The sequence below is a fragment of the Enterococcus sp. LJL90 genome (assembly GCF_056924355.1).
In genome coordinates this window covers 32350-56036 of sequence record NZ_JBXPBQ010000004.1, presented here as the reverse complement: position 1 = coordinate 56036, position 23687 = coordinate 32350, and the positions used below count along the sequence as shown (strand labels likewise).

22 protein-coding genes are annotated in these 23687 nt (G+C 40.0%); 4 read left to right on the top strand and 18 right to left on the bottom strand.

Features of this window, described 5'->3' with window-relative positions:
• Positions 1-326 precede the first annotated feature (326 nt).
• Complete coding sequence (lplA, locus tag AC1Z3S_RS10415; protein ID WP_461740328.1) at positions 327-1343, bottom strand: lipoate--protein ligase; 1017 nt, start codon at positions 1341-1343, stop codon at positions 327-329.
• 292 nt (positions 1344-1635) lie between these two features.
• On the opposite strand from lplA (AC1Z3S_RS10415), the gene sdaAB reads away from it, so the two are divergent.
• Both sdaAB and sdaAA read left to right on the top strand, forming a co-directional pair.
• On the top strand, positions 1636-2301 hold the full coding sequence (sdaAB, locus tag AC1Z3S_RS10410; protein ID WP_461740327.1) for an L-serine ammonia-lyase, iron-sulfur-dependent subunit beta: 666 nt from the start codon (positions 1636-1638) through the stop codon (positions 2299-2301).
• An 11-nt stretch (positions 2302-2312) separates the two neighbouring features.
• Complete coding sequence (gene sdaAA, locus AC1Z3S_RS10405; RefSeq protein WP_461740326.1) at positions 2313-3182, top strand: L-serine ammonia-lyase, iron-sulfur-dependent, subunit alpha; 870 nt, start codon at positions 2313-2315, stop codon at positions 3180-3182.
• A 231-nt stretch (positions 3183-3413) separates the two neighbouring features.
• Here sdaAA and AC1Z3S_RS10400 read toward each other — a convergent pair whose 3' ends face one another.
• Together AC1Z3S_RS10400 and AC1Z3S_RS10395 are read right to left on the bottom strand one after the other, a co-directional pair.
• Entirely contained in the window at positions 3414-4790 is a 1377-nt protein-coding gene (locus AC1Z3S_RS10400; protein WP_461740325.1) for a hemolysin family protein, read from the bottom strand.
• 87 nt (positions 4791-4877) lie between these two features.
• Entirely contained in the window at positions 4878-5990 is a 1113-nt protein-coding gene (locus AC1Z3S_RS10395; protein WP_461738364.1) for an AI-2E family transporter, read from the bottom strand.
• A 172-nt stretch (positions 5991-6162) separates the two neighbouring features.
• On the opposite strand from AC1Z3S_RS10395, the gene AC1Z3S_RS10390 reads away from it, so the two are divergent.
• Positions 6163-6606 (top strand): GNAT family N-acetyltransferase, encoded by a 444-nt coding sequence (locus tag AC1Z3S_RS10390; protein WP_461740324.1) that lies wholly within the window; start codon positions 6163-6165, stop codon positions 6604-6606.
• A gap of 212 nt (positions 6607-6818) precedes the next feature.
• Here the strand turns inward: AC1Z3S_RS10390 and AC1Z3S_RS10385 are convergent, their stop codons facing one another.
• The 4 genes from AC1Z3S_RS10385 to recX all read right to left on the bottom strand — a co-directional run bounded on the left by AC1Z3S_RS10385 (position 6819) and on the right by recX (position 10633).
• Complete coding sequence (locus AC1Z3S_RS10385) at positions 6819-7835, bottom strand: N-acetylmuramoyl-L-alanine amidase (RefSeq protein ID WP_461740323.1); 1017 nt, start codon at positions 7833-7835, stop codon at positions 6819-6821.
• Between the two features lie 160 nt (positions 7836-7995).
• Positions 7996-8529, bottom strand: a complete 534-nt coding sequence (gene ntdP, locus AC1Z3S_RS10380; RefSeq protein ID WP_265458833.1) for a nucleoside tri-diphosphate phosphatase — start codon at positions 8527-8529, stop codon at positions 7996-7998.
• A gap of 141 nt (positions 8530-8670) precedes the next feature.
• Positions 8671-9843, bottom strand: a complete 1173-nt coding sequence (mutY, locus tag AC1Z3S_RS10375) for an A/G-specific adenine glycosylase (RefSeq protein WP_461740322.1) — start codon at positions 9841-9843, stop codon at positions 8671-8673.
• Positions 9827-10633 (bottom strand): recombination regulator RecX, encoded by an 807-nt coding sequence (gene recX, locus AC1Z3S_RS10370; RefSeq protein WP_461740321.1) that lies wholly within the window; start codon positions 10631-10633, stop codon positions 9827-9829. Before recX ends, mutY begins: the two co-directional genes overlap by 17 nt.
• Positions 10634-10787: 154 nt before the next feature.
• On the opposite strand from recX, the gene rlmD reads away from it, so the two are divergent.
• Positions 10788-12167, top strand: a complete 1380-nt coding sequence (gene rlmD / locus AC1Z3S_RS10365) for a 23S rRNA (uracil(1939)-C(5))-methyltransferase RlmD (RefSeq protein WP_461740320.1) — start codon at positions 10788-10790, stop codon at positions 12165-12167.
• 451 nt (positions 12168-12618) lie between these two features.
• Here the strand turns inward: rlmD and AC1Z3S_RS10360 are convergent, their stop codons facing one another.
• The 11 genes from AC1Z3S_RS10360 to AC1Z3S_RS10310 form a co-directional block, all read right to left on the bottom strand.
• The gene (locus AC1Z3S_RS10360; RefSeq protein WP_461740319.1) at positions 12619-13725 is read right to left on the bottom strand and encodes an LCP family glycopolymer transferase; all 1107 of its coding nucleotides are present in this window, start codon (positions 13723-13725) and stop codon (positions 12619-12621) included.
• Positions 13726-14146: 421 nt separating this feature from the next.
• Positions 14147-14347 carry a cold-shock protein CspD gene (gene cspD / locus AC1Z3S_RS10355; protein ID WP_265458821.1) on the bottom strand — a complete coding sequence of 67 codons (201 nt, stop codon included), beginning with the start codon at positions 14345-14347 and terminating at the stop codon, positions 14147-14149.
• A 94-nt stretch (positions 14348-14441) separates the two neighbouring features.
• On the bottom strand, positions 14442-15413 hold the full coding sequence (gene dapF, locus AC1Z3S_RS10350; protein WP_461740318.1) for a diaminopimelate epimerase: 972 nt from the start codon (positions 15411-15413) through the stop codon (positions 14442-14444).
• 246 nt (positions 15414-15659) lie between these two features.
• Entirely contained in the window at positions 15660-16169 is a 510-nt protein-coding gene (locus tag AC1Z3S_RS10345) for a pyridoxamine 5'-phosphate oxidase family protein (protein ID WP_461740317.1), read from the bottom strand.
• A gap of 316 nt (positions 16170-16485) precedes the next feature.
• A complete protein-coding gene (locus AC1Z3S_RS10340; protein WP_461740316.1) occupies positions 16486-17334 on the bottom strand; it encodes an arginase family protein in 849 nt (282 codons plus the stop codon).
• 137 nt (positions 17335-17471) lie between these two features.
• Positions 17472-18362, bottom strand: coding sequence for a MurR/RpiR family transcriptional regulator (locus tag AC1Z3S_RS10335; protein ID WP_461740315.1), 891 nt, complete (start codon positions 18360-18362; stop codon positions 17472-17474).
• A gap of 483 nt (positions 18363-18845) precedes the next feature.
• Positions 18846-19544: an O-methyltransferase gene (locus AC1Z3S_RS10330; protein WP_461740314.1), complete on the bottom strand. Its 699-nt coding sequence runs from the start codon at positions 19542-19544 to the stop codon at positions 18846-18848.
• Positions 19545-19744: 200 nt separating this feature from the next.
• Entirely contained in the window at positions 19745-20749 is a 1005-nt protein-coding gene (gene lplA / locus AC1Z3S_RS10325; RefSeq protein WP_461740313.1) for a lipoate--protein ligase, read from the bottom strand.
• A 93-nt stretch (positions 20750-20842) separates the two neighbouring features.
• Positions 20843-21583 carry an MBL fold metallo-hydrolase gene (locus AC1Z3S_RS10320; protein ID WP_461740312.1) on the bottom strand — a complete coding sequence of 247 codons (741 nt, stop codon included), beginning with the start codon at positions 21581-21583 and terminating at the stop codon, positions 20843-20845.
• A 95-nt stretch (positions 21584-21678) separates the two neighbouring features.
• The gene (locus AC1Z3S_RS10315; RefSeq protein ID WP_461740311.1) at positions 21679-22479 is read right to left on the bottom strand and encodes a DUF975 family protein; all 801 of its coding nucleotides are present in this window, start codon (positions 22477-22479) and stop codon (positions 21679-21681) included.
• A gap of 90 nt (positions 22480-22569) precedes the next feature.
• The gene (locus AC1Z3S_RS10310) at positions 22570-23652 is read right to left on the bottom strand and encodes a M42 family metallopeptidase (RefSeq protein ID WP_461740310.1); all 1083 of its coding nucleotides are present in this window, start codon (positions 23650-23652) and stop codon (positions 22570-22572) included.
• Between the last annotated feature and the right edge of the window lie 35 nt (positions 23653-23687).

Here is a 23687-nt window from a genome sequence, read left to right as displayed (position 1 = left end):
TTTTACCAACAGAAACTTTTGGCAAAATTTTGGGAGATTTTGGATAGCTCGTTAATTTGTGATAGAAATTTTTATCTGCATCTTGGCTAATTTTTGTGGAAGTGCCTTGTCTGTGCCAGAATAATTTACAAATACGTGATGTATAGTTTTTGTTTGCTAAAAAAATCATGTTCTTCGTAATTTGGCTTTACTGATAAATTATCAATTGCCGAGCTTAACTTCAGCTAACAGCTTTCCAATTTTTTTCTATCAAAATTTCTCAGTCGAGACAAATAAAATCTGATTTGCCTCACTTAGCTAGTATTAACGCTAGCTTTCAACTAAGCTCACTGAAATAGTAAATTCAAAAAATCTTGATTGCTGAAATTAAAAATATATTCAGACACAGAATTTTTCTGTAAAAATTCTTTTAAGGCTGCTTCATTAAATTCCTGACCAATTAAGGTGCTAGTCAGCTCATGAATATCTTTTTCACCAAAGAAATCTCCCAGGATTTCAAAGGCGCTGATTTTGCCAGCTGCAATTGAAAAATGCAGCTCGACAATGCCAACTCCGGCTAAGCGAATTCTACGGCTGATTTGGTAATCTGGGGCAGCCCCGTATACCCACTGGTCATTGGCATAACGTTCAGCAAAAAGTTTTTCAATCGCTGCCTCATCTTCCGTTGTTAAGACGATTTGCTGCTGAGCAATCTCTGCTAAATCCTCGACTGAAAAAATTTGTCGCAATAATTCATCACGAAAATCAGCCGTGTCAGCAAATTGGAATTCAGGATTCAGATATGGTTTGATATTAGTGACATTTTTACGGACAGATTTGGTAGCTTTCGAGGCGATTTTTTCCGGATCAACTTTTAAAACATGGTCCAGCACTGATAAATCTACATCATACATTAAAGTGCCGTGGGAATAAGTTCGCTCCCCTTTTGAATACATGGCATTACCAGAGAATTTTAGGCCCTCAATATACAAGTCATTGCGGCCACCAACTTCAGCTTGCTTAGCACCCATCTGTTGCAAGACCTGAACAATCGGTGCAGTTGCTCCAGCATAGTCACCGAAGTCGCGTCGATTTTTGGCGGTCACAAAGCTAAAGCTCAGGTTGCCCAAATCATCATAGACCGCACCGCCGCCAGAAGTTCTTCTAGTCAGAGTTATTCCCTGCTCCTTTAAATACTGAAAATCAATTTCAGCGTAAGCATTTTGATTGCGCCCGATGATAACACAGGGCTTTTGGATATATAATAGTAAGGTCGGCTCAGTAATCGGCAAGGTCTTCATCAAATATTCTTCTGTCGCCAAATTGTAGCGAATGTCTTGGTGCGGCATTATAAAGTAACGCATTCTTGTATCAACCCTTTGAGTAAATTTAGTTTCGTTAGTCATTTTATGATGGGGGAAAGCCTGAAAAAAATCAAGAATTCTGTCCGTCTTTTCGTCGGCGAAATAAAAAAGGAATTCGCCTTTTTTCTATGAACGAAACAAAGAAACCCAGCCTGTTTCCTTTATTTTGTGAGAAATTCTAAACAAATCAATAAAGGAACTTTCATAATGGCGAATGATTTCTTCTGGCGTGTTATAATAACTAACTGAATAACAATCCAATTTTTATTAAGCCAAAAAGAGGTTAAGTCTAATGGAACAATTAAAATATAATAGTGTTTTTGATATCATTGGGCCAATTATGATTGGGCCCAGCAGCTCCCATACTGCCGGTGCTGCTCGCATCGGAAAAGTTGTCCGTAAAATTTTCGGGGAACAGCCGGATTCTGTTGATATTTACTTATACGAATCTTTTGCTAAAACTTATCGGGGACACGGCACTGACATCGCTTTAGTGGGTGGACTTTTAGGCATGGAGCCAGATGACCCTCATCTGAGCGATTCTTTGAAGCTGGCCTTTGAAGCGGGGATGGAGGTTCTCTTTGTTCCCAAACAAGAGCAGGCCGAACATCCTAATATGGTGCAGATAAAGTTGACCAAAGGCAGTCATGTTTTGACAGTCACGGGCATTTCGATTGGCGGTGGCAACATTCAAATTTCTGAAGTCAATGGCTTTAAGCTGTCACTGTCTTTAGGTGTGCCGACGTTTATCATTGTGCATCAAGATTTACCGGGAATGATTGCCCATGTCAGTCAATTTTTCTGTGATGCCAACGTCAATATCGGGACGATGACTGTTACCAGAGAAGCGGTTGGCGAGCGGGCCATCATGGTGATTGAAACCGATGAGCGTAATGAAGAAGTCCTAAGCAAAATTCAAAATCTCGAGCATGTTTTTAGTGCCTCGTATTTCGGTTAAGGAGGAGTCGCATGTTTTATAGTATTGAAGATTTAGTCGAGCAAAGTCAAAATTATTCTAGCATCAGTGAGCTGATGATTGAAACTGAAATCAAATTAAGCGGCCGCAGCCGAGAAGAAATTATTGAATTGATGGATAGAAATCTTGTCGTGATGGAACAATCGATTGACGAAGGTGTTGCCGGCGTGACCTCGGTAACGGGTTTAACTGGTGGCGACGCAACTAAGATGAATAATTATCTCGCTGAAGGCAATTTCCTCAGCGGTGAAACTATTTTGACCGCTGTTAGAAATGCGATTGCGGTGAACGAAGTCAATGCTAAGATGGGCTTGATTTGTGCAACACCAACTGCCGGTAGTGCTGGCGTTGTCCCGGGTGTTTTAATGGCGTGCCGGGAGCGCCTTAATTTATCCCGCAGCCAGCAAATTGATTTTCTTTTTACAGCAGGCGCTTTTGGTTTAGTCATCGCCAACAATGCCTCCATCTCCGGGGCTGAAGGCGGCTGCCAAGCCGAGGTCGGTTCCGCCAGTGCCATGGCGGCAGCGGCACTCGTGCAGGCCAATGGCGGCACACCTCACCAAGCAGCCCAAGCGGTGGCGATTACTTTGAAAAATATGATGGGTTTAATCTGTGATCCCGTAGCCGGACTAGTTGAAGTTCCCTGCGTTAAACGAAACGCCTTGGGCTCATCGCAGGCCTTTATCTCCGCTGATATGGCTTTAGCTGGCATCGAAAGTGTTATTCCGCCTGATGAAGTCGTTGAAGCGATGTATCGCGTTGGCCGGCAGATGCCAAGTATCTTTAAAGAAACTGCTGAAGGCGGTCTGGCAATGACGCCGACAGCCCAACGATTGACAAAAGAATTATTAGCAAAAGAATAAGACAAATTTACTAAAACTCCAGAGGGGCTTTTTGAAATTTAGACTCCGGTCTAAAGATTTGAAATGACTCGCTGGAGTTTTTTTCGAACAAGCACTAAGTAACTCACCGGCAAAAAGAAGCGACAGCCTTGGTAAACTTAGCTCGTTACTGCTGATATTTTATAATCCCTTAGAAATTAAAAAAACATCCCAGCGACTAGCTGAGATGTCTAAAAATTAAAAATACTTAAATTAACGACGAGGCTCATCCTCTTCAAATTCTTTACGGAATAAGCGGCGTTCTTCCTCTGGTTCCGTCGGTTCTTCCTCTTCATCGTGGAAGATGACCCGCAATTTACGAATGCGTGAGCCATCCATTTCCTCGCTGATTAAAGTCAGGTTGTCGATGTCAAAGGATAATTTTTCACCGGCATCGGGAATTGTTCCGAGAGCCGTAATCAAATAACCGGCCATCGTATCTACGTCGCTCATATGCAAATCAGTTTCAAACTCTTCATTGAATTCGTCAATCAGCATACGGCCTTGAACCAAATATTCTTTATCGCCAACTTTTTCGTAGAGTTTTTCCACTTCATCAGATTCATCGTCGATTTCGCCGACGATTTCTTCTAATAAGTCTTCTAGAGTAACCAAACCAACGACACCGCCATATTCATCTAAGAGCACGGCCATTTGATTTTGCGTTTTCTTCAATTCATACAGTAAATCATCGATAAAGATTGTTTCTGGTACAAATAAAGGTTCCTGCATGACTTTGCGTAAATCAAGATTATCAAAGCCTAATCTATAACCAGCCTTTAATAAGTTTTTCGTGTGCAAAATACCAATAACCTTATCCTTATCCTCTTGATAAAGAGGAATACGGGAAAAGTTTTCATTTAAAGCTTTTTCAATATTTTCTTTGACATCATCTTCAATGTCTAGCATAAAGGCATCGGTCCGGGGCACCATAACTTCCCGCGCCACTTTGGTATCCAAAGAGAACACACCTTGTAGCATTTCCAATTCGTCGTTGTCTAAAACGCCTTCTGTTTCCAGCATGTAGCGCATTTCATCCCGGGTCATCTTAGAGTCTTCGTCATCGAAGTCCATCGGGGTGATGCGGGCTAGCAAACTAGTAGAGGCTGAAAGCAACCAAACGAAGGGTTTAGCGATAATTCCCACCACGCGAATCACGCCAGAGGTAAATTGCGCCACCTCTTCTGATTTGTTTAAAGCAATTCGTTTTGGATATAATTCCCCAAAAACGATTGAGACGTAAGTCAAAATTGCCAAAACAATAATGTTTGCGATGCTGCGGGCCGCTGTGCCGCCGCCTAAAATTGGTGCTAAACGTGACGTCAAATTATCCGCCAGAGAGGCCCCTGACAAGATGTTGACCAGTGTAATACCGACTTGGATGGTGGATAAGAAATTTGTCGGATTATCTAGGATTTTTAATAATTTCTGGGATTTTTTATTGCCTTCCTCAGCCTTTTGTTCCACCCGATTTTTATTAATCGATACCACGGCAATTTCAGAAGCCGCTAAAAAGGCATTTATCAAGGTTAAGACAATTAATAAAAGGATTTGAAAAACAATCGACTGACTATCAGGGTCAGCATTCATAATACATTTCTCCTATTCAAAAAAAATCGTGGGTTATACCCACGATAAAACTTTATCATAAAGCGATTTTTTTGGCAATATCTGAAACTATAATTGTATTTGGTCAGCAGCCTGCTTGGTCTTGCTGTCTCTAAACATTCGAATCACAAAAATAACAATCGTCCGACAGATAGCGTAAAAAGGAACCCCCAAGAAAATGCCTAGTAATCCAGCTAGATTGCCAGCCACCAATAAAATCAAAATAATTGTTAAGGGATGGATGGCTAAAGATTTACCAATCACATTTGGATAAATTACATTACCGTCCACCTGCTGAACAATTAAAACAACAACACAGCATAGTAGCGCGCGAATTGGTGAATCAAACACTGTCACCACCACAGCCGGCGCTAATCCGATGTATGGACCTAAGTATGGAATCAAATTCGTTAGGCCGGCAATGACGCCGAATAAAAAGGCGTAATCGACACCAATTAACCAATAGCCTAAAAAGGTAAAGGTCCCAACAAAGAGACACTCAATTGCTTGTCCGCTAATATAATTGGACAAAGTTTTATTCAATTGGCCTAATAATTCCATAATTTGCGTTTGACGCTTTTCCGGGAAAACCTTCTGAATGCTTGGCGCAAACCGTTTGCCGTCCTTTAACATGTAGAACAAAACAAAAGGTACGGTGATAATCAGCACCGTCGCTGAAGCGATTGCCGACACTAATGAGCCTAAACTGCTAGATAGACTGCTGACAAACTGTTGGATAATTGAACCATAAGATAAATTCAACTGATCCAAATAGCTGCTTAAATCTAAGTTTTGCATCAGCGGTGTACTCGCAAAATCATTGACCCAAGTCTCCAATTGGCGAATAAAGCTCGGCAGGCTCGCCGACAATTGAGCCAGCTGATTGATCAAGCTAGGAATCACACTGAATAAGATTAAAATTATCGCCCCTAAAAGAACTAATAGCATAATCACCACTGCTAAGGTCCGCTTGATGTGGAATTTTTCCAAAAGTTCCACGACGGGATTTAGTAGGTAATAGAGAAAACCTGCCGTCAATAATGGCGCAAATAACGTTGAGAAGAAAGTCCCAATAGGTCCGTAGAGAAAGTTTAGATTGGCTAAAACAAAAATTAATGTTGCTACTACGAGCATTTCCACTGACCAGAAAAATAGTTTCGACTGGCGAAATTTATCAAACAAATTTCCATCCTCCTTATATAAATGATATCTTAATAAACTGCTGGTAAAAATCAGGTATCTTTTCGATTATAGCTGAAATCTTAAAAAAAAGCTTCTCAAAAAGTAATCCAACGAGCAGAATTCGCAAAGATTTGCTAAAATAGAAAAAAATTGAATTGAATCGAGGCTTACCATGAAAATTCTCCACTCCAAAGATACCATGAGTCCCATCTATTTAGACGCTTTAAAAATTCGCAACGAAGTTTTTATGAAGGAACAAGGCGTGCCCTTTGAAAGGGAAGTCGATAAAGACGAAGCTTTATCAGTCCATTTCGTCATGTACAATGACGAAAATCAAGCGATGGCCACCCTGCGCTTACTACCAATTTCACCAACAACTTTGAAACTACAGCGCATGGCGGTTTCAAAACCTTATCGCCAATTAGGCTTGGGCAAAGCTTTGATTGCTGAAGCTGAAAGATTCGCACAGGAGCAAGGTTTCAAAGAAATTGAATTAGGCGCACAAAAAACGGCCATCTCATTTTACGAAAACTTAGGTTATCACAGTTTCGGCGAAGAATTTATTGACGCCGACATGCCCCATCTGGCAATGAAAAAATTCTTTTCTGAAGAATAACTCTTGTTAGCCTATAAATTAGAATTCAGCATAGCATGAACTGTATTGAAAAAAATCCTGCTTAAGTAGGATTTTTTTATTAGGATGAACTGCTTGTCATAGCAAATAATTTCTGCCAATACTTTATCTTTTTAAAATCTATAGCATCTGGAAGTTTTTCTACAGACAAGAAAAAAAGCCCAGAAACTTTAAAAAGTTTCTGGGCTTTTGAATTAACCTTGAAAATATTTCTCCAAACCAGAGACAATACCGCTGGCGACTTGATCATAATATTCTTCATTCGTAATCGATAATAAGTCCGCATACGTATTGATATAACCTAGCTCCAATAATAGTGATGGATAAGGCGTTTCGCGAATAACCTCAAAGTTTTCAGTCCGCACCCCGATATTGCTTAAGGCATTGATGCTGCTGGTCAAACCAGAATTAACATCTTTGGCTAAAGCTTCTTCGTTTTCATAGTAGTAATAAGAAGTATAGCCGGACATGGTATTGGCCGTATCAAAACTGTCATAGTGGAGGCTGATAAAAATATCTGCATTTTCATCAATTCCCTTTTGTACTCGATCATCCAAGCTCACGTAAGTATCATCAGAGCGGGTCAAAAACACCATCGCACCTTTTTCCTCCAATGCGGCTTTAATGACTTCAGCTGTTGCTAGCGTTAAATCTTTTTCATAAAATTGTTCATTGGTACTGACAGCCCCGGCATCATTGCCCCCGTGACCAGGATCAAGAACAACAACGGCACCTGCCAAAGAAATATTAGAAGACTTATCAGAGACAGTCTGCACAGCACCGTTTTCAGCTAAGATATAGCCTTCATTGCCGGCATTGGTTTTAATATGAATAAAACCATCCGCTTGACCAATATAATCCGCCCATTCTCCGGTGAAAACTTGTTCGACGATAACACTGGCCGTATCCGCTTCAGTATAAACAGAAATATAGCTGGCTGTATCGTCTGTATTGTCAACGCCGCTATCTGAACTAGCGGCTGTACTATCTTCCGTTGCCGTCACCTGTAATTTTACCATTTCTTTAGTGGCGACCGGCTCAGCCTCAGCTGTTCCTTCTTCATCATTGGTCTTCGCTTGAGTCACCAATAATGATTCGGCATTGGCCGTAAAAACTCGGTCAAAGCCGTAACCTAATAAAATTGTCGCAGCACAAAGAATCGTCACAAATAAATTGAATTTTAATCGCAGCAAACGTGTGTTTTTTTTCATAGGCTTTATCCTCGGTGTTATTATGTATAATAAATAGCAATTATTCGGCTAAATAATTTATTAGCATTGTTATCTATTATTATACACGGTTTGCCTATAAAAACTATAAAAAAACTTTTAAAAAACTAAAAAAAGTTGACTCAAGGTCAACTTTTTTCGCTCATTTTTTCGACAATTGCTTGTAACGGTCATACCACACATCAATATAGCCTTCGCTAAAGGGGCCACGTTCATTATTAATCCAATCCACTAAAATTTTGACGTTCTCTTTTAAAATAAAGTCAATATCTTGCGGATAATGCATTTTTTTACGATGCATTTCATATTCATCTACATCTAAAAGACGTTTTTCACCATCAGGAAATACTTTGATATCTAAATCATAATCAATATATTTCAAGGCTTCTTCATCTAATAGAAAAGGTGAGGCTAGATTACAATAATACGACACTCCCTTTTCACGAATCATTGCTATTACATTGAACCAGTATTTGCGATGGAAATAAACAATCGCTGGTTCTCGAGTAACCCAGCGGCGGCCGTCAGACTCTGTCACCAAAGTATGATCGTTGACGCCGATGATTGAATACTCGCTTGTTTTTAAGACCATGGTATCCCGCCACGTTCGATGCAAATTGCCGTCATGCTTGTAACTTTGAATCGTTACAAACTCGCCCTCTTTAGGAACTCGCATTATAACCCTTCCCTCGGCAGACTTAACTGCTTGTGTTGGGTGTGCATTACACCGATATCAGAATTATTATATCAATAATTCTCGGCTTTGCCTACTAATGATTGTTGTGATTCCGCTTACTAGCTAGACTTTCCTAAAAAACTACGACTTTTTCCAACTTTCAATCATTTTATGTTGAACTTTTGGAAAAACAAAATCGGGAAAAACTTCTTGGTTGACCCACATTTCATTGTCCTTTATTGGAAAATTTTTCAAAGCTCGACCATAAAAGGGCAACACATGCCATTTTAGATGGGAATAGACATGGGTGACCTCTCTAAAGTGCCGCTTTTGCCAGACCACCGGCAAATCAGAAAAAATTGCCGGGCTTTCTTCTGCCACTAAATCCAAAGTTAATTGCTTATCATTAGCTTCGGGCCCTTGCCATTTTTCCTGCAACTCTTTAAAAAATTCTTGACTCACTTCAATCATTGGAAAAGTCCACATATTGGCAATTAAACCTTCTGCTGGCCGTTGTGCTAGCAGGTACTCTCCTGCTTGATTTTCGATAATCCCAGCGACTAAATACACATCTTTTGGCTTAATTTTTTTACTCTTCACCGGAAAATTTTCCTGCTGCTGAGTTGCATAAGCTAAGCAATATTGCTGAAGCGGGCAGCGTTGACAATCAGGCTTTTTTGGCGTACAAATAGCCGAACCCAAATCCATCAAAGCTTGATTGAAATCACCAGGGGCCTCATGGCTGATAATCAACCGCATCTTTTCATCAAAAACTTTACGGCTGCTGGGCTTGCTGATATCCTCTGACAAACAAAAAAGACGGCTGACCACCCGCATGACATTGCCATCAATTGCCGGTTCCGGTAAATTGAAAGCAATGCTAGCAATTGCGCCGGTTGTATAAGGACCAATTCCTTTTAAAGTTGCTATCTCAGCAGCTGTTTTGGGCATCTCTCCAGCAAAATCAGCCATAATCTGCTGAGCGGCGCTTTGAAGATTACGGGCTCTTGAATAATAGCCCAAGCCCTCCCAAGTTTTTAGTAGTTCAGCTTGATCAGCTTCTGCTAAGGCTTGGATCGTCGGAAACTTTTCCATAAACCGATAATAATAGTCAATCACGGTATCGACCCGTGTCTGCTGCAGCATAATTTCAGAAATCCAAACCCGATAAGGATCAGTATTTATCCGCCAGGGCAAATTTCTTTTTTCATGTTGGTACCATGTTAAAAAGTCTTTTTGAAACTGCTGGATTTTTAAAGAACTCCATTCAGAGTCTTTAGGAAGTTCGGGACCTTTATCAAAAGTTTTCTTCATCACTAGCTTCCTTTTCATCTAAAAATATTTGAATTGTATCTAACGCAAAGCCTTTTTGATAGAGGCTTTGTTTGATTTTCATATTGCGCTTTTTAGGCTCCAAACGCTGATGACGCCGCCAAAGTTTTTCTCCCTGACTGACTAAAGCCTGATACTCGCTTTCTTCGTCCGGCTCAGTTTCCAAGAGACTGAGCACCTCGTTAACAATCTCTTTGGAAAAACCTTTTTGCATTAATTGCAGCCGAAGCTTTTGTTGACTCTCCCTCAGACTTTTATTCCGTTGCACTTTAAAAAACTTTTCACCGCTTCTCAGAGCAATGGCCAATTGCTCTTTTTGAGGATAAAAAGTCAGCGCATTTTCAATCACTTCTGGCGCTAGACCTTTTTTCTTTAATTGCTGACTTAAATAGCCGGGGCCCTTATCACTCAGACGTACTTGGGTTCGAATGTAGCTGTCCCCAAAGTTTTGATCGTTGACTACGTCTAGCTCTTTTAAGGTTTCGACAATTTGATTTCGGTCGGCAGTTTCGATTTCTTTTTCCTTTAAGTATTTGCGGACTTCCATCTCAGAATGCATCTGGTAGCTGAGATAATTCATCGCCATCTGTAAGCCCATATCGTAGCCAATTTTCTTTTTGATTTCGTTAAATTCGGCTTCATCGAGTTCCTGGCCTTTTAATAGGCGATAACGGACTAACAAGTCTTCACTAATCCGTAGCTCCTCGCCATTTGAAAAAGCTGCTTTATAAAAATTACCCTTGACCTTCCGCAGGCTGACAACAGTAATCATCTGCATTCCTCCTTCTGCTGATAAGGTTTTTTTACAAAATTTCCACTACTGGCCTATTCTAACATAGGCAAATTAAAAATGAGAAAACTTTTTAATTATGGTAAAATGCTGACTGAAGCATCTGTATTAGATTTCAGAATTTATGGGGGAAATTATGGCAGTAGTAAAAGAAGCCCAACAAATAAAGCTTAAAATTAAACGCCTGGGTATCAATGGCGAGGGTATCGGCTATTTCAACCGGCTGATTGTTTTTGTACCCAAGGCTTTACCGACTGAGGAAGTTACCGTAAAAATTACTAAAGCAACGGAAAAATTCGCTGAAGGCGAGCTCATGACGATTCATAAAGCCAGCAAGGAACGAGTAACACCTCCTTGTAAAGTTTACGAGACTTGCGGCGGCTGTCAGCTTCAGCATTTGAGCTATCAGGGGCAGCTGGATTTTAAAGTGGACTTATTGAAACAAGCCTTGGCAAAATTCAAACCAGCCGGCTACCAAAACTATTCATTACACAAAACAATTGGCATGGATGACCCTTGGCATTACCGCAACAAAGCGCAATTCCAATTGCGCTATAACGGCAAACAACACAAGGCAGAAGCTGGTCTTTATCAGCCGAACAGCCATCAGCTAGTGGCTATCGACGATTGTTTGGTGCAGGAGCAACCAACCCAAGATGTGATGAACACGGTTGTTCAGTTAATCAACAAGTATCAAATTCCAATTTACGATGAGCGGAAAAACAGTGGTATTTTGAAAACCATCATGGTACGGCTAGCGATTGAAACCGGCGAAGTCCAAGTGGTCTTGATTTCCCATTCGAAAAAAATTCCTAGTGTTAATCCGTTAATTAGAGAGTTGACGCAACGCCAAAGCAAAGTCGTTTCTGTGATGCAAAATATCCAAAGCAAAAAAACTTCGTTGATTTTCGGTGAGGAAACACTGCTGCTTTATGGCAAGCCAGCTATTCACGAAAAAATCAATGAGGTCAGCTTTGAATTATCAGCTCGTTCCTTCTTCCAGTTAAATCCCCAGCAGACAAATCGTTTGTATCAAGAAGGGATTAAGGCTCTAGACCCGCAAGCGACAGATACAATTGTCGATGCTTATTGCGGTGTTGGCACCATTGGTTTAAGCTTTGCCAAGCAGGTTAAAGAAGTACGGGGGATGGACACGATTCCGCAAGCAATTGCTGATGCCAAAGAAAACGCTCAAAAATTAGGTGTTACCAATACGCATTATGAAACAGGTACGGCTGAAGATTTACTGCCAAAATGGTTGGCATCAGGTTTTAAACCAACGGGAATTGTCGTGGACCCACCCCGCACTGGTTTAGATGAAAAACTGCGGCAGGCCATTTTACAGGCCGCACCAGAAAAGCTGGTTTATATTTCCTGCAATGTGTCAACCTTGGCGCGAGACTTAGTTATGCTCAGCAAAAAATATCAAGTGGAATATTTGCAAGCCGTCGATATGTTTCCTCAAACTGCCCGCTGTGAAGTCGTAGTCAAACTGAGATTGAAATCCGCAAAATAAGTTAGAAAATTTCTGTCACAAGACACAGCATGTTGGTGATGGATAGAGTAAAAAACATCCGCAAAGATACTCTCGAACAACTGAGTGCCTTTGCGGATTTTTTGTCGGTTTTTTTAAACTGCGAAACTTTGGTTGCATTTTTTATACTGTTAAACTTGAGCTGCATTTTTGAAGTTGCTAAACTTTAGTTACACTTTTTTAAACTGTTAAACTTGAGCTGCATTTTGAAACTGCTGATTATTATAGAAATTTCTACAGCGCCTCGCGAATATCAGCAACGTTTTTTTGTGAAGTCTCAGATGCTGCTAACAAATAACACCTTGCAAAATTGCGCAAAAAAATCCTTCGTTTCTCGACAACTTCATTCTGCAAAACTACTACAAAAACAAAAAAATCCCCTCTCATCTCAAAGGCAATTGCTTTTTGAGAAGAGAGGGAAAGAATTTAAAATTTAATAACCATAGCTCGTGCTATCATCATAGGTGGTGTCGTTACCATAAGTGTAGGTATCAGAACTTGTAGTCCCATAGGTGGAGGTTGTGTAGCTATCCGCCAAAACTTCTAAATCAGGATAATCAGAAGCCAGTTCCGTAATGGTCGCTTCATTCAATTGTTCCTTCAATAGGTTTTGAACTCGGATAATTTCTTCTTCGGTCACTTGTTGGAAAGAAATACCACTTTCGCCGATATAACCATCACCAGTGTAATCCACACCTTGTAGTTGATCCGTCACAAAATTGCTTAAAGCCGGTGTATAATTTTGAACCAATGAGCTAATGGTTGACCAGTCTAAGTCGGTTTTGCCATTTTCACCCAATACATCCAGCAGGTTTTGATAATTGCTTAATGTGCCAACAGAAGTAATTTGGTTAAACAATTGCTCTAAGACTTCCCGCTGTCTTTCTTGACGGCCGTAGTCGCCATTAGGATCTTCGTAACGCATGCGGGCGTATTCAACCGCACGCTTACCAGTCAATTGTAATTCACCTTCATCAAAGTGTTCCATGTTTAAATCAAAAGCAAAAGCATTATTGACAGTCACACCGCCAACAGCGTCAATTAAATCGGCCATGCCGTCCATGTTGACCGTTGCATAGTGATCAATTGGAATATCTAATAAATCTTCGACAGTCTTCATGGCTAAAGCTGCTCCGCCATAAGCATAGGCTGCATTAATTTTATCGTACTGAATGTAAACATTTCCGTATTGATAATCCATTTCCACCAATGTATCCCGGGGAATGCTGACCATTGTTGTTTGACCAGTTCCTGGATTAATCGTGACTACCATCATGGAGTCGGTCCGGCCGGTGTCGCCTTCTTCAGTTCGTTCCACGTCGGTATCGACACCCATCAATAGAATTGAGATAGGTTCCAAGGAGGAGTAATCGACTTCCTCAGAGCGCTTCGTTTCAGAGATTCGTTCTACTGATTCATATGTTTGGGATGCTGTTGCTTTCAAATCATAATACGCCTTCGTACCATAGGCCACGACGCCGATGACAACTAAAAGGACTGCAAAGACAAATCCCAACACGATCTTTTGCCAAACTCGCATTTGTTCGCTCCTCTTGTGACTGTGAATCACATTTCTTTTTTCATTAAAGGAATATTTTTCCTTGTAAATTACATACGTCTAACAAACGATACCAAAAAATAGGCCCGATTTCAATCAACTACAGGAAATCCGGCCCGATTACAAACTTTATTTAACTCTTTTGTAATCTATGAAATATTTTCGTAAAATAAATGCGATATAAATTCTTTCAACGAAATTTCATGAATTTCACGAAAAAAATGAAAATAAATAAAGTGGTTGGACATAAGTTGAAACAGTAAAGAATTATCTGAACCCCATCAGTACAGGTACAAAATAGACTCGTTTGTCCGAGGCCCATTGGACCGCCAAAACAAAAAATAAATTCAGATAATTCTACTGTCAAAGACTTGTGTCACAACCACTTATAAAATATCAAAGATTATAATTTAACAACGTCAGCCGCTTGTGGTCCCCGTGCGCCTTCAACGATTGAAAATTCAACTTCTTGGCCTTCTTCTAAAGACTTGAAGCCATCCCCTTGAATAGCTGAGAAGTGTACGAATACATCATCGCTGCCGTCAGTTTCGATAAAGCCGAAACCTTTTTCATTGTTAAACCATTTCACTTTTCCTTGATTCATAATAATAATTGCCTCCAAATTTTCATTTGAGATAGTTAGTCTCTGAGGATTATTATAACGAAAATAGAAAACGTTAACAAGAACAAAATTTTAATTATTTTTCAATATTATTGAGAAATTTTTGATAGTCTGCCTGTTCATCCGTTTCAACAATCGTCAGCTTATCAAAATTTTGCTGCATAAAATCGTCCAGCTCACCTTCAATCAAATGGGTGTTGGTAGCATTACCAACTAGCTCCATCCAATAGCCGCCATCAGGATTTTCATGGACGACTGTTTGCACCATCCCGCCAGGGTTTTTAACATTAATCGGCTGCATAAAACGGCCGTCATTTAATAACACATGCATCAGACTGCTAGCACTCATCGCTGTGCCGCAAGCGTTGGTTAAACCAACACCTCGCTCAAAAGTTCTGACAAAAATCTCGTTTTGCCCTAAGACTTGGACAAAACTAACATTGACACCATCAGGAAATAAGTTATTTTCACCATTTACCTTTTGCGCAATTTCCTCTAGCAATGGACCTTTTAATGTCGTTTCATCGACAAAAGTGATTAGATGAGGATTGGGAACGGCCACCACCGAAAAAAGTAGCTCGTCAGATAGCTCAGGAATCTTTTGATTGATGACGCGGCCACCTTCGAGATTAGCCGGAACAGCCGCCAAATCAAAACTAACCGGTGAAATTTCGACTTGATAGGTCTCGATTTTTTCACCGAGGGCTGGTGCCTTACGCACTTTTAAATCCGCAAACATCGTTTCAACATTAAACGAATCCTGCTGATTCTTTTCCGCTAAATAGCGGGCCACTGTCCGCAGACCATTGCCGCACATGCTGGCTTCACTGCCGTCATTATTAATCACCCGCATCTGCCCTAAACTCAGACTGTTTTTAGCATCATCAACTAACAAAATGCCATCTGCTCCACCGACTAATCCACCCTCACGAGGTGTGATCGCCTGGGTCAGCTGATTGACTTGGCTGTCAGTTAATTTTTGTTGAAACTGGGTCTGATCCAAAATAAAAAAATCATTCTCTGAACCGTGCACTTTAATTAATTTCATCGTTTTTCCTTTCTTAAAGACCTTGACTAAATCCTGAACTTATTATAGTCAATTTTTGTCAAAAAAAAAAGAGTCCTGTCTTTTACTGACCTAAGAACTCTTTAAATCTATTTTGCTACCAAAACTTGAGGCTTTTTGCTGTCAGAATTTTTCTTTGCTTTTTTCAAACAAATATCTTTTCATCTCAGAAAATCCTACACTTTTAAACCCTCAACAAGTTTTGTCACAGCTAAGCCGCACTGTTTTCTATGCTTCTGATTTCCCCGGCAGCTGATGATGCTTGCCACTGAACTCAGAGATAACAATTTTGATAATCCCTGTCCGTTCCACCATCTTTTCAGGTATCGGGTCAAACTCAGTCAGAGCTTTTCCCGTTTCATGTTGCATCAGTAAAGCCAAGCCATGAAGTTTTTCGGTTGCATCCGTCACAATTTCTGCCTTGCCATAGCCGATAAAGCTCTCATAGGCAAAGGAATAGCCCTCGGCACGCATTCCCGTTTCAATTAGGGCATGCTTCCCATCAATTTCCACACAAACATGGGGATTTTTTTCAATCAAGCGAACTTTTTTACCAACGACTGCACCATGAATATAAAAAATAAGCTGATCTCCTTGCCACGCATAGCCATAATTTACCGGAACAACATAAGGAAATGTTTCATCAATCAGGCCAATTCTTAGCACATGCTGGGACTCAATTAATTCTTTGATAGCCCCCTGCTCCATTTGCCTTTTATTCCGGCGCATTTCTTCCATCTAAACATCCTCCTTTTTTCCAACAACTAAAAATGCAATGACTTGTAGTTTTAGCCATTATAAAGAAGTCTTTGCCACTGTGCAAGCGAAAATCAGCTCTTTAAACAGAAAGCTGATTGCATTTTTTCTACTATTATAAAAGCTACGCTCTACATACAAGAACATCCAAACTCTAAAAACCAAATTTAGAACAGGTTAAATACTTTTTTTGTAGTGGGAACTTTTTGAATACTTACCGCGGTGGAAATCGATTAAAGCCATTTACAAAACAACCTGCCATCAATAAAAAGAACAGGCTGTTGCTGTCTGCCTTTTTTTACTGAAAGATGCTGATTCCGGATAGCAATTGCTGCAGGTTTTCGGCATCCCAAGGCAAATATTCCGCGATAGTCAAGCCGACAATCTCACTGACTTCACTGATTGCGGCAAAAGTTGCCTGTACTTCCTTTAAACTCATTTGACCAGATTCTGATGGAAATTCGGTCACCCCTGGTTCTGTAAAATAAAGAGAGCGAAACTCATGGGGATTTAAGACATCTAAATCAAAATGAACCACTACTTTGGAAAAATGATTTCCCTTGAGCCATTTTTGAATGGCTTCTGACGAAAGTCGCTCGTTTTTTTGTACTTGATAGTTTAAATTTAAATCCGCTAATATCTTTTTCTCATCACTGGTCGGTTCCTGCAATCCGACATAAAGCACATCAGCCGCCTTAAATGGTGCTTTAACCTTGGCAGCAAGCACCGGGTCGCCTCCCGCCAGCAAATTGCCCAAGACCATCGCATGTTCATGGGAGAATACGTCTGGTGTAGAAATATCTGGATGGGCATCAATCCAAATGATGCCTAAGTCATCACCGTATTTTCCATGAAGATAATCAAAAGGCGCTTGAGAAACCAGACAATCGCCGCCAAGCGCAATAATTTTATCCGGTAGCTCCTCTTGAATTTTTTCATTGACTAAGTCGATATTGCCTGCAACAACACTTTGACCAACCACGCCATTTTCCTTTTCTAAAGGTCCACTATACTTAGGGATTGCCACATCAATTTCGACATGGTTGGCATTTTTTGGTGCTAACCAAGTCAATAGCTCTGAACCAAAAGCATAATTGGGATTGTTGCCTCCCTGCCATTGGGGAATTTTTAACCGAATTGTTTTCAAATTTCAAACACTCCTTTTTTTGCTAAGCTGTTCCATCTCAAAAATTCAAATGCAACTAAACTGGTGAAGCTAGCTTCACTATATCATCCAGGCTTGAAGAGAACAGTAGTAAAATCAAAAGTTGAAACATTGTCTCATTATTTGTCAGTTTCAGCTTGAATTTTTGAAACTTTGGTATCATTCACGTGATTATTTGCCAGTTCCTGTTTGATAACCATCAGAGAATTTTGGGTATTCTGCTGATAATCGCCAACCAGTTGAGAGACAAATAGAATATCTAAAACATAATTGACCGCTGTTATCGAGGTCATCACCTCCATACTTAAAATCGATTGTTTCTGTCTCAAAGCAATGTATTCATCCACCTGTTGTGCAAGTGCGTTTTCAGGATGATTGCCGATACCAATCACAAAGACACCCGCCTGCTTTAGATATTTGGCAGTCGTCGCCATCAAAGGATTGTTTCCAGAGAATGATAATAAAATAGCCAATCGATTTTCCTTTTGTCGCGTCGCAATCACATAATGTTCATTCAAGCCATTAAAGGCCTCCACCGGAACACCTAAAGTTGCAAACTTAAATGCCGCCATACTGGCAATCGAATAGGTGATGCCACTCCCGTAGATATCCAATTTTCCGATATGCTTGAAACGATTAATAATTCGTTTCAGCTGATTTTTATTTAATGATAGGCGGGCATTGGTCAAGGCATTTTCATAAATTGCCGGAACCAGCCCCATGACCTCTTCACTAGTTGTTTCTTGATTAACCGGCTCATCATCGATAATGTTGGCTAAATGCTTTCCAGCCACAAGTTCTTTGGCAATTTCCTTTTGCAAATCAATAAAACCCTTTAGCTTGAGCTTTTTACAAAAGCGAATAATGGTCGCCTTACTGGTAAAGGTAGCTTTTGCCAGCTCATCAATCGTCAAGTTTCCCAGTTCTTCAAGATGCAGCAGCAAATACTCAGCTATTTGCTTTTCTGATAGTGTAAAGTTTTTTCTTTTTTGTAATTGCTCAATTACCATGGCTATCCCTCCTTAATTTCTATTTATAAGCAAAATATAATCCGTATTCAACGAAAATAAGCATCAAAATCCAGCTTCAAAATTTTGAAGATTTTATTGGATTAACTATTTATCTCATGCGTGTTATTAAAAATATTAAAATGACTAAGCTGCTAGCTCTAACAAACTGAGTGTTCAGTAACAATTAAATGCTCTAGAAAATAAAACAGATGAAAAATCCAATCGAAATTAATTGTCATTTTCATCTTTTTGCTATTTATTTTTAGCTGTGCTAGCATAACAGAACCTAATGTTAACACAGCTTTTCCGAAAAATATTAAAAAAATTAATCATTACTGTTGGATTGTCAAGAGGAACTACTGGAACTCAGGAGCACACGATTTTAAGTCTCACTGATTTACTAGGCTACAGAAACTAATATTTAATTATCATTATGTTGACTTCAAGAAAATATTTCGTGTCACAGCCAGTTCCCACATCCTTCTATCCAACTTCTGACGGCAGTTCAACCTGCTCAGTTTCTTTTGTAATCAGCACCACGCCATCACCCAAAGGTAGTAAGGTCGAGGTTAAATCAGGATGCTGCATAATCACTTTTAAAAACTGATTTAGTTTACGATGAATCGCCCGTTGACCGCGAGGAATTTCTTCAATCGGCTGTAAAATTGTTCCAGCTTGAAAGACATCATCCACCATCAAGACGCCGCCCTTTTTCAAAAGTCGCAAACAGTCTGGTAAAAACTCAATATATTTTGATTTCGCGCTATCCATAAAAATAAAATCGTATGGACCGCTTAACGTTGGTAAAATATCAGCAGCTTGGCCTTCTAATAATTTGATTTTAACGGCATTCCCCAGCCGCTCATAAGTTTTTTTGGCCCTGCGAATCATCACATCAAAACGATCAATAGTTGTGACATGACCGCCATCTTGCAGTGATTCTGCCATTAAACTAGAGGAAAACCCAATGGCTGTGCCAATTTCCAAAATTTCTTTAGGCTTTAGCTGACCTAATAAAAATTGTAAAAAGACCACCGTCTCATGAGGGATGATCGGAATCTCCTCCTCATGAGCTTCCGCTTCAATTTTTCCCAGTTCTCCGGGTAATTGTTTTTGTTGGTTTCGCATAAAATCCAGTAAATCCTTTTTGACCACTGGCCGATGCATCATTTCATTGCGCACAAGACTGCTCCATTCTTCCTTTTGATATTTTCTTTAATATTATAGTGGTCTCCATCCCCGCTGGCAATAAAAAAGCAGCATTAGTGTTGGGGATGGAACTTTAGCCTAAATATCTTCCACCAAAGAAAAAGCTTTGGAGTCGATTAAACCCCAAAGCCATACATTTTTATGATACAGATTATCTAAAAGTTGCCATTAGCTTAATAAATTAAATCAACTAATTCCTCGGCTTCGATATTTCCAAAATATTTTTTGACATCAATACTGTCAATAATTTCTTTAATCGTCGCTTTTTCATATTTTTGACCAATTAATTTATCTTCTACATCGGAGATTTCTCCTAAGCCAAAGAAATCACCATAAATTTTGGCATCTTTAATCAAGCCGCTTTCCACATCTAAGCGCACTTCGACAGAACCGATTGGAAAACGATGACGTTTTTCAATATTGAAAGCCGGTGAATTGCCATAATTCCAGTCCCAGTTGCGATACATGCTATTGGAAATTTCTTCAATTTTTTTCCAGTCATCTGCCGTTAAATCATAGGTTTTAACATCGGCAATGTCATTGACGCCAAAAATTTTCAACAAAATTTCTTGCCGGAACTCTTTAGTGGTCATCCCTTGTTTATCCGCTGGTAAAAATGGTTTAATATTGGTCACCCGTGAGCGAATCGACTTGATGCCTTTAGATTCAATCTTGTCTTGGCGAACTTTTAGGGCATTCACCACTTCATTGATATCCGAATCAAACATAATCGTACCATGGGCAAACATCCGGCCATTGGTTGCATACATCGCATTGCCGGAGAATTTCTGGTCATCAATTACTAAATCATTACGACCTTTCAATTGTGCTCCCTCAACACCTAAATCATGGAGCGCTTGGACAATCGGCTGCGTTAATTTAGCAAAGTCTCTAAAGGAATTTCCGTCATCTGGCATAATAAAACTGAAATTTAAATTACCTAAATCATGATAGACGGCCCCGCCGCCGCTCAATCGACGAACAACATGAATACCGTGTTCCTCAACGTATTCTTTATTGATTTCTTCTATTGTATTTTGATTGCGGCCGATAATAATCGACGGTTCATTAATATAAAATAACAAAATTGGTTCATCCAATGGCATTTCCCGCAATAAATAAGTTTCAATAGCCAAGTTAATCCGCGGATCGATGTTTTCATTTGGTACAAAAATCATGTTTGATTCCTCCAATTTTAATTGTTTGTCATTATTTTCTATTGTAAAAATCGGCCTGCGTAAAAGGCAGATGCAATAGCTCAACATACTGGCTTAGATATCAAAAATTTTTCCAGTGGCTGCCAACTCGACTGGAATTTGTGGCCCAGCAGCTGCTTGAGCCTCCGCTTGTAAAAGCTTTAAATCACCGAATTGCGGTAAATGGGTCAAGACTAAGCGTTTTACCTTAGCCGCTTTGGCAATTTCCCCGGCTTCAAGGGATGTAAAGTGGGCCTTATGCCTTTCATTGCCTTTAAATAGATATGTGTCTGCCAAAAATAAATCGGCATCCTTGGCAAAATCATTAAATTTTTCCAAGTAACCGGAATCGCCGGTAAAGACCAAAACCTTGCCGCTGCTTTTTTCAACAAAGCGCATAGCATAACAAGGCACTGGATGAATCGTCTTCATAAATGTAACTAAAAACGGTCCTAAATTCAACTCATCTGTCTCGTAATACGGCTGTCCTTGGCTGACGCCCGCTAATGTCAAGTCATTGAAGTGAAATGAATCCTCTGTATGTCCGTGAATCGGCAAAATTTTCTCCTGATTGCGCTGGGGATTTAATTGCCAATCATATTGCAGCACCCCTAAATCAGCAATATGGTCGTGGTGATAATGACTTAAAATGACTGCATCCAGTGCCAACGGGTCTAAATATTTTTGCAATTGTAAAAGTGTGCCACTGCCAGCATCCAATAGTAAATTAAACTCCCCTGATTGCAATAAAAATCCCGTCGTTCCGTCCCCATCATAAGGGTACGCTCCTAAATAACCTAAAACCGTTAATTTCATTCGACAGCCTCCAAACAATTTTTGTTACTTCTATCCTAACACAAAAAGACGTCTTCAAAGGCTTTGAACCCCTGAAGACGCCGCTTAAAAATCAATTATACATTCATAAAGTCCCGTTCATTTTTCGCATTCAAGTAAAATTCAGCTAAGCTAGTATTGATGTACGGCACTACCCATAAAACTGGAATAATGAAAATACAGAAAATCCACCAGCCGATGAAGGAAAGATTCATCAAAATGTATTTACCAATCCGGTCCTTGATTAAATACCAAGCATAGGATAAAGCCTTTAATGTCGGCATTTCCGGATTTTCCAACTTCGCCCAAGCGGCAAATTTGAAAACCCCAGCAATGATATAAGAAACAATAAAGAATAACACAAGCACTGCTAAGATTAGCACCACAAAAATAATTGCAGTTGACGTGCTAATTTCGCCATCATTCAAGAGACGAGTCAGTCCATTCGTGCTACCACCAAGGGCAAAGGACATATAGGCGGTGAAACCAAAAATCAGCATAATTGGAACAAAAATAATCAAACTGATTAAGAAATTCAGCACCTCGCTAATTAAATTAAAGATCATCATAGGCACATAATATTTTTTATTGAAGATGGAAAAGACATCGCCGATTTCAGCTTTTTGCCCCTTCGCTACTTCTAGTGCAATATAATTTTGCCCATACGAGAATGCAAATAAAATAAAAATCGACAACGCATACGTAACTAATAGATAAAGCAGCCCATCCGAATTAGTGGCATTAAAACCAAATAATCTAGTCACGGCACCTTGAATCACCGTCGTAATAATGTAGACAAATAACGTAATAATTGCATTAATTCCCCATTGGCCTGCCAATGCTTCCCGGGCTTTTGCCCGCAGTTCATAATTTTCCATTTTTCTCTCCTTTTCTCACTTACCTTTTTTATAAAAATCAGAAAGATTTCCTACAGATGCAGAAAATCTTTCCTGATCATTCACCTGTGTTTAATAACTACGAATCTCTTTGACTTTATCACTGTCCAAGCGTTTTACCACTTCAGTGACTAGCTTCACCGTGTTAAGATAGTCATCCTCATGAATAACTGAAGTATGAGAATGCAAGTATCGCACTGGTACAGTAATCGCTAACGACGGAATCCCGTCTCTAGTCAAATGCATTTGTCCGGCATCCGTACCGCCGCCGGTAATCACCGTATATTGGAAGGGAATCTCTAATTCCTCAGCCGTATCAATCACAAATTTTAATAATTTTTTGTGAGGCACCATTGAAGCGTCAAAAATCAAAACTTGCGGGCCTTTGCCTAAAATTGAATCAGCTTCCTTAGGCGTCATGCCCGGAGTATCGCCAGCGGTTCCAGTATCCAAAGCAAAGGCAATATCTGGATTGACCAAATGGGTGCTGGTGCGGGCACCTCTTAAGCCCACTTCCTCCATAACGTCGCTGCCGGCAAATAAAACGTTAGGATGGTCTGCTTCAGCTAGATTTTCTAAAACTTTTAACGAAACAGCCGTGCCAATCCGATTATCCCAAGCTTTAGCGAGTAAAAATTTGGTATCGTTCAAGCGTTTGTATTCGATATAAGGTGTAATCATATCACCAGGCCGAACTCCCCAGCCCTTCACTTCCTCAGCACTGCTGGCGCCGACATCGATAAACATCTCTTTGACATCGTAAGGTTTTTGGCGAGCTTCTGGCGATAGCACATGCGGTGGTTTTGAACCAATCACCCCATGAATCACTTTATCGTCATCTGTAGTGATTTCAACTTGTTGTGCCAGCATAACCTGACCCCACCAGCCGCCTAAAGTTTGAAACTCAATAAAACCTTTATCCGTGATTTTCGTCACCATAAAGCCAACTTCATCCATGTGACCGGAAATAAAAATTTTTGGACCGCCCTTTGATCCGGAATGCTTGGCAATCACACTGCCCAATCCATCAAAGAAAACATCTTCGGCATAGTCTTTCGCATAATTTTTAAAAATCTCCCGGACTTGACCCTCATTTCCCGGAACACCTCTGGCACTCGTTAAATCAATTAATAATTGTTCTTCTTTTGAATCCATCGTTTCCCGCCTTTCTTTTCATAAAATTATAGCAT

Excerpts from the sequence above, each read along its gene's own strand:
- lplA (WP_461740328.1), bottom strand. The coding sequence starts at position 1,343 with ATGCGTTACTTTATAATGCCGCACCAAGACATTCGCTACAATTTGGCG.
- sdaAB (WP_461740327.1), top strand. The coding sequence starts at position 1,636 with ATGGAACAATTAAAATATAATAGTGTTTTTGATATCATTGGGCCAATT.
- sdaAA (WP_461740326.1), top strand. The coding sequence starts at position 2,313 with ATGTTTTATAGTATTGAAGATTTAGTCGAGCAAAGTCAAAATTATTCT.
- AC1Z3S_RS10400 (WP_461740325.1), bottom strand. The coding sequence starts at position 4,790 with ATGAATGCTGACCCTGATAGTCAGTCGATTGTTTTTCAAATCCTTTTA.
- AC1Z3S_RS10390 (WP_461740324.1), top strand. The coding sequence starts at position 6,163 with ATGAAAATTCTCCACTCCAAAGATACCATGAGTCCCATCTATTTAGAC.
- AC1Z3S_RS10385 (WP_461740323.1), bottom strand. The coding sequence starts at position 7,835 with ATGAAAAAAAACACACGTTTGCTGCGATTAAAATTCAATTTATTTGTG.
- ntdP (WP_265458833.1), bottom strand. The coding sequence starts at position 8,529 with ATGCGAGTTCCTAAAGAGGGCGAGTTTGTAACGATTCAAAGTTACAAG.
- mutY (WP_461740322.1), bottom strand. The coding sequence starts at position 9,843 with ATGAAGAAAACTTTTGATAAAGGTCCCGAACTTCCTAAAGACTCTGAA.
- recX (WP_461740321.1), bottom strand. The coding sequence starts at position 10,633 with ATGATTACTGTTGTCAGCCTGCGGAAGGTCAAGGGTAATTTTTATAAA.
- rlmD (WP_461740320.1), top strand. The coding sequence starts at position 10,788 with ATGGCAGTAGTAAAAGAAGCCCAACAAATAAAGCTTAAAATTAAACGC.
- AC1Z3S_RS10360 (WP_461740319.1), bottom strand. The coding sequence starts at position 13,725 with ATGCGAGTTTGGCAAAAGATCGTGTTGGGATTTGTCTTTGCAGTCCTT.
- cspD (WP_265458821.1), bottom strand. The coding sequence starts at position 14,347 with ATGAATCAAGGAAAAGTGAAATGGTTTAACAATGAAAAAGGTTTCGGC.
- dapF (WP_461740318.1), bottom strand. The coding sequence starts at position 15,413 with ATGAAATTAATTAAAGTGCACGGTTCAGAGAATGATTTTTTTATTTTG.
- AC1Z3S_RS10345 (WP_461740317.1), bottom strand. The coding sequence starts at position 16,169 with ATGGAAGAAATGCGCCGGAATAAAAGGCAAATGGAGCAGGGGGCTATC.
- AC1Z3S_RS10335 (WP_461740315.1), bottom strand. The coding sequence starts at position 18,362 with ATGGTAATTGAGCAATTACAAAAAAGAAAAAACTTTACACTATCAGAA.
- lplA (WP_461740313.1), bottom strand. The coding sequence starts at position 20,749 with ATGATTTTTGTACCAAATGAAAACATCGATCCGCGGATTAACTTGGCT.
- AC1Z3S_RS10320 (WP_461740312.1), bottom strand. The coding sequence starts at position 21,583 with ATGAAATTAACGGTTTTAGGTTATTTAGGAGCGTACCCTTATGATGGG.
- AC1Z3S_RS10315 (WP_461740311.1), bottom strand. The coding sequence starts at position 22,479 with ATGGAAAATTATGAACTGCGGGCAAAAGCCCGGGAAGCATTGGCAGGC.
- AC1Z3S_RS10310 (WP_461740310.1), bottom strand. The coding sequence starts at position 23,652 with ATGGATTCAAAAGAAGAACAATTATTAATTGATTTAACGAGTGCCAGA.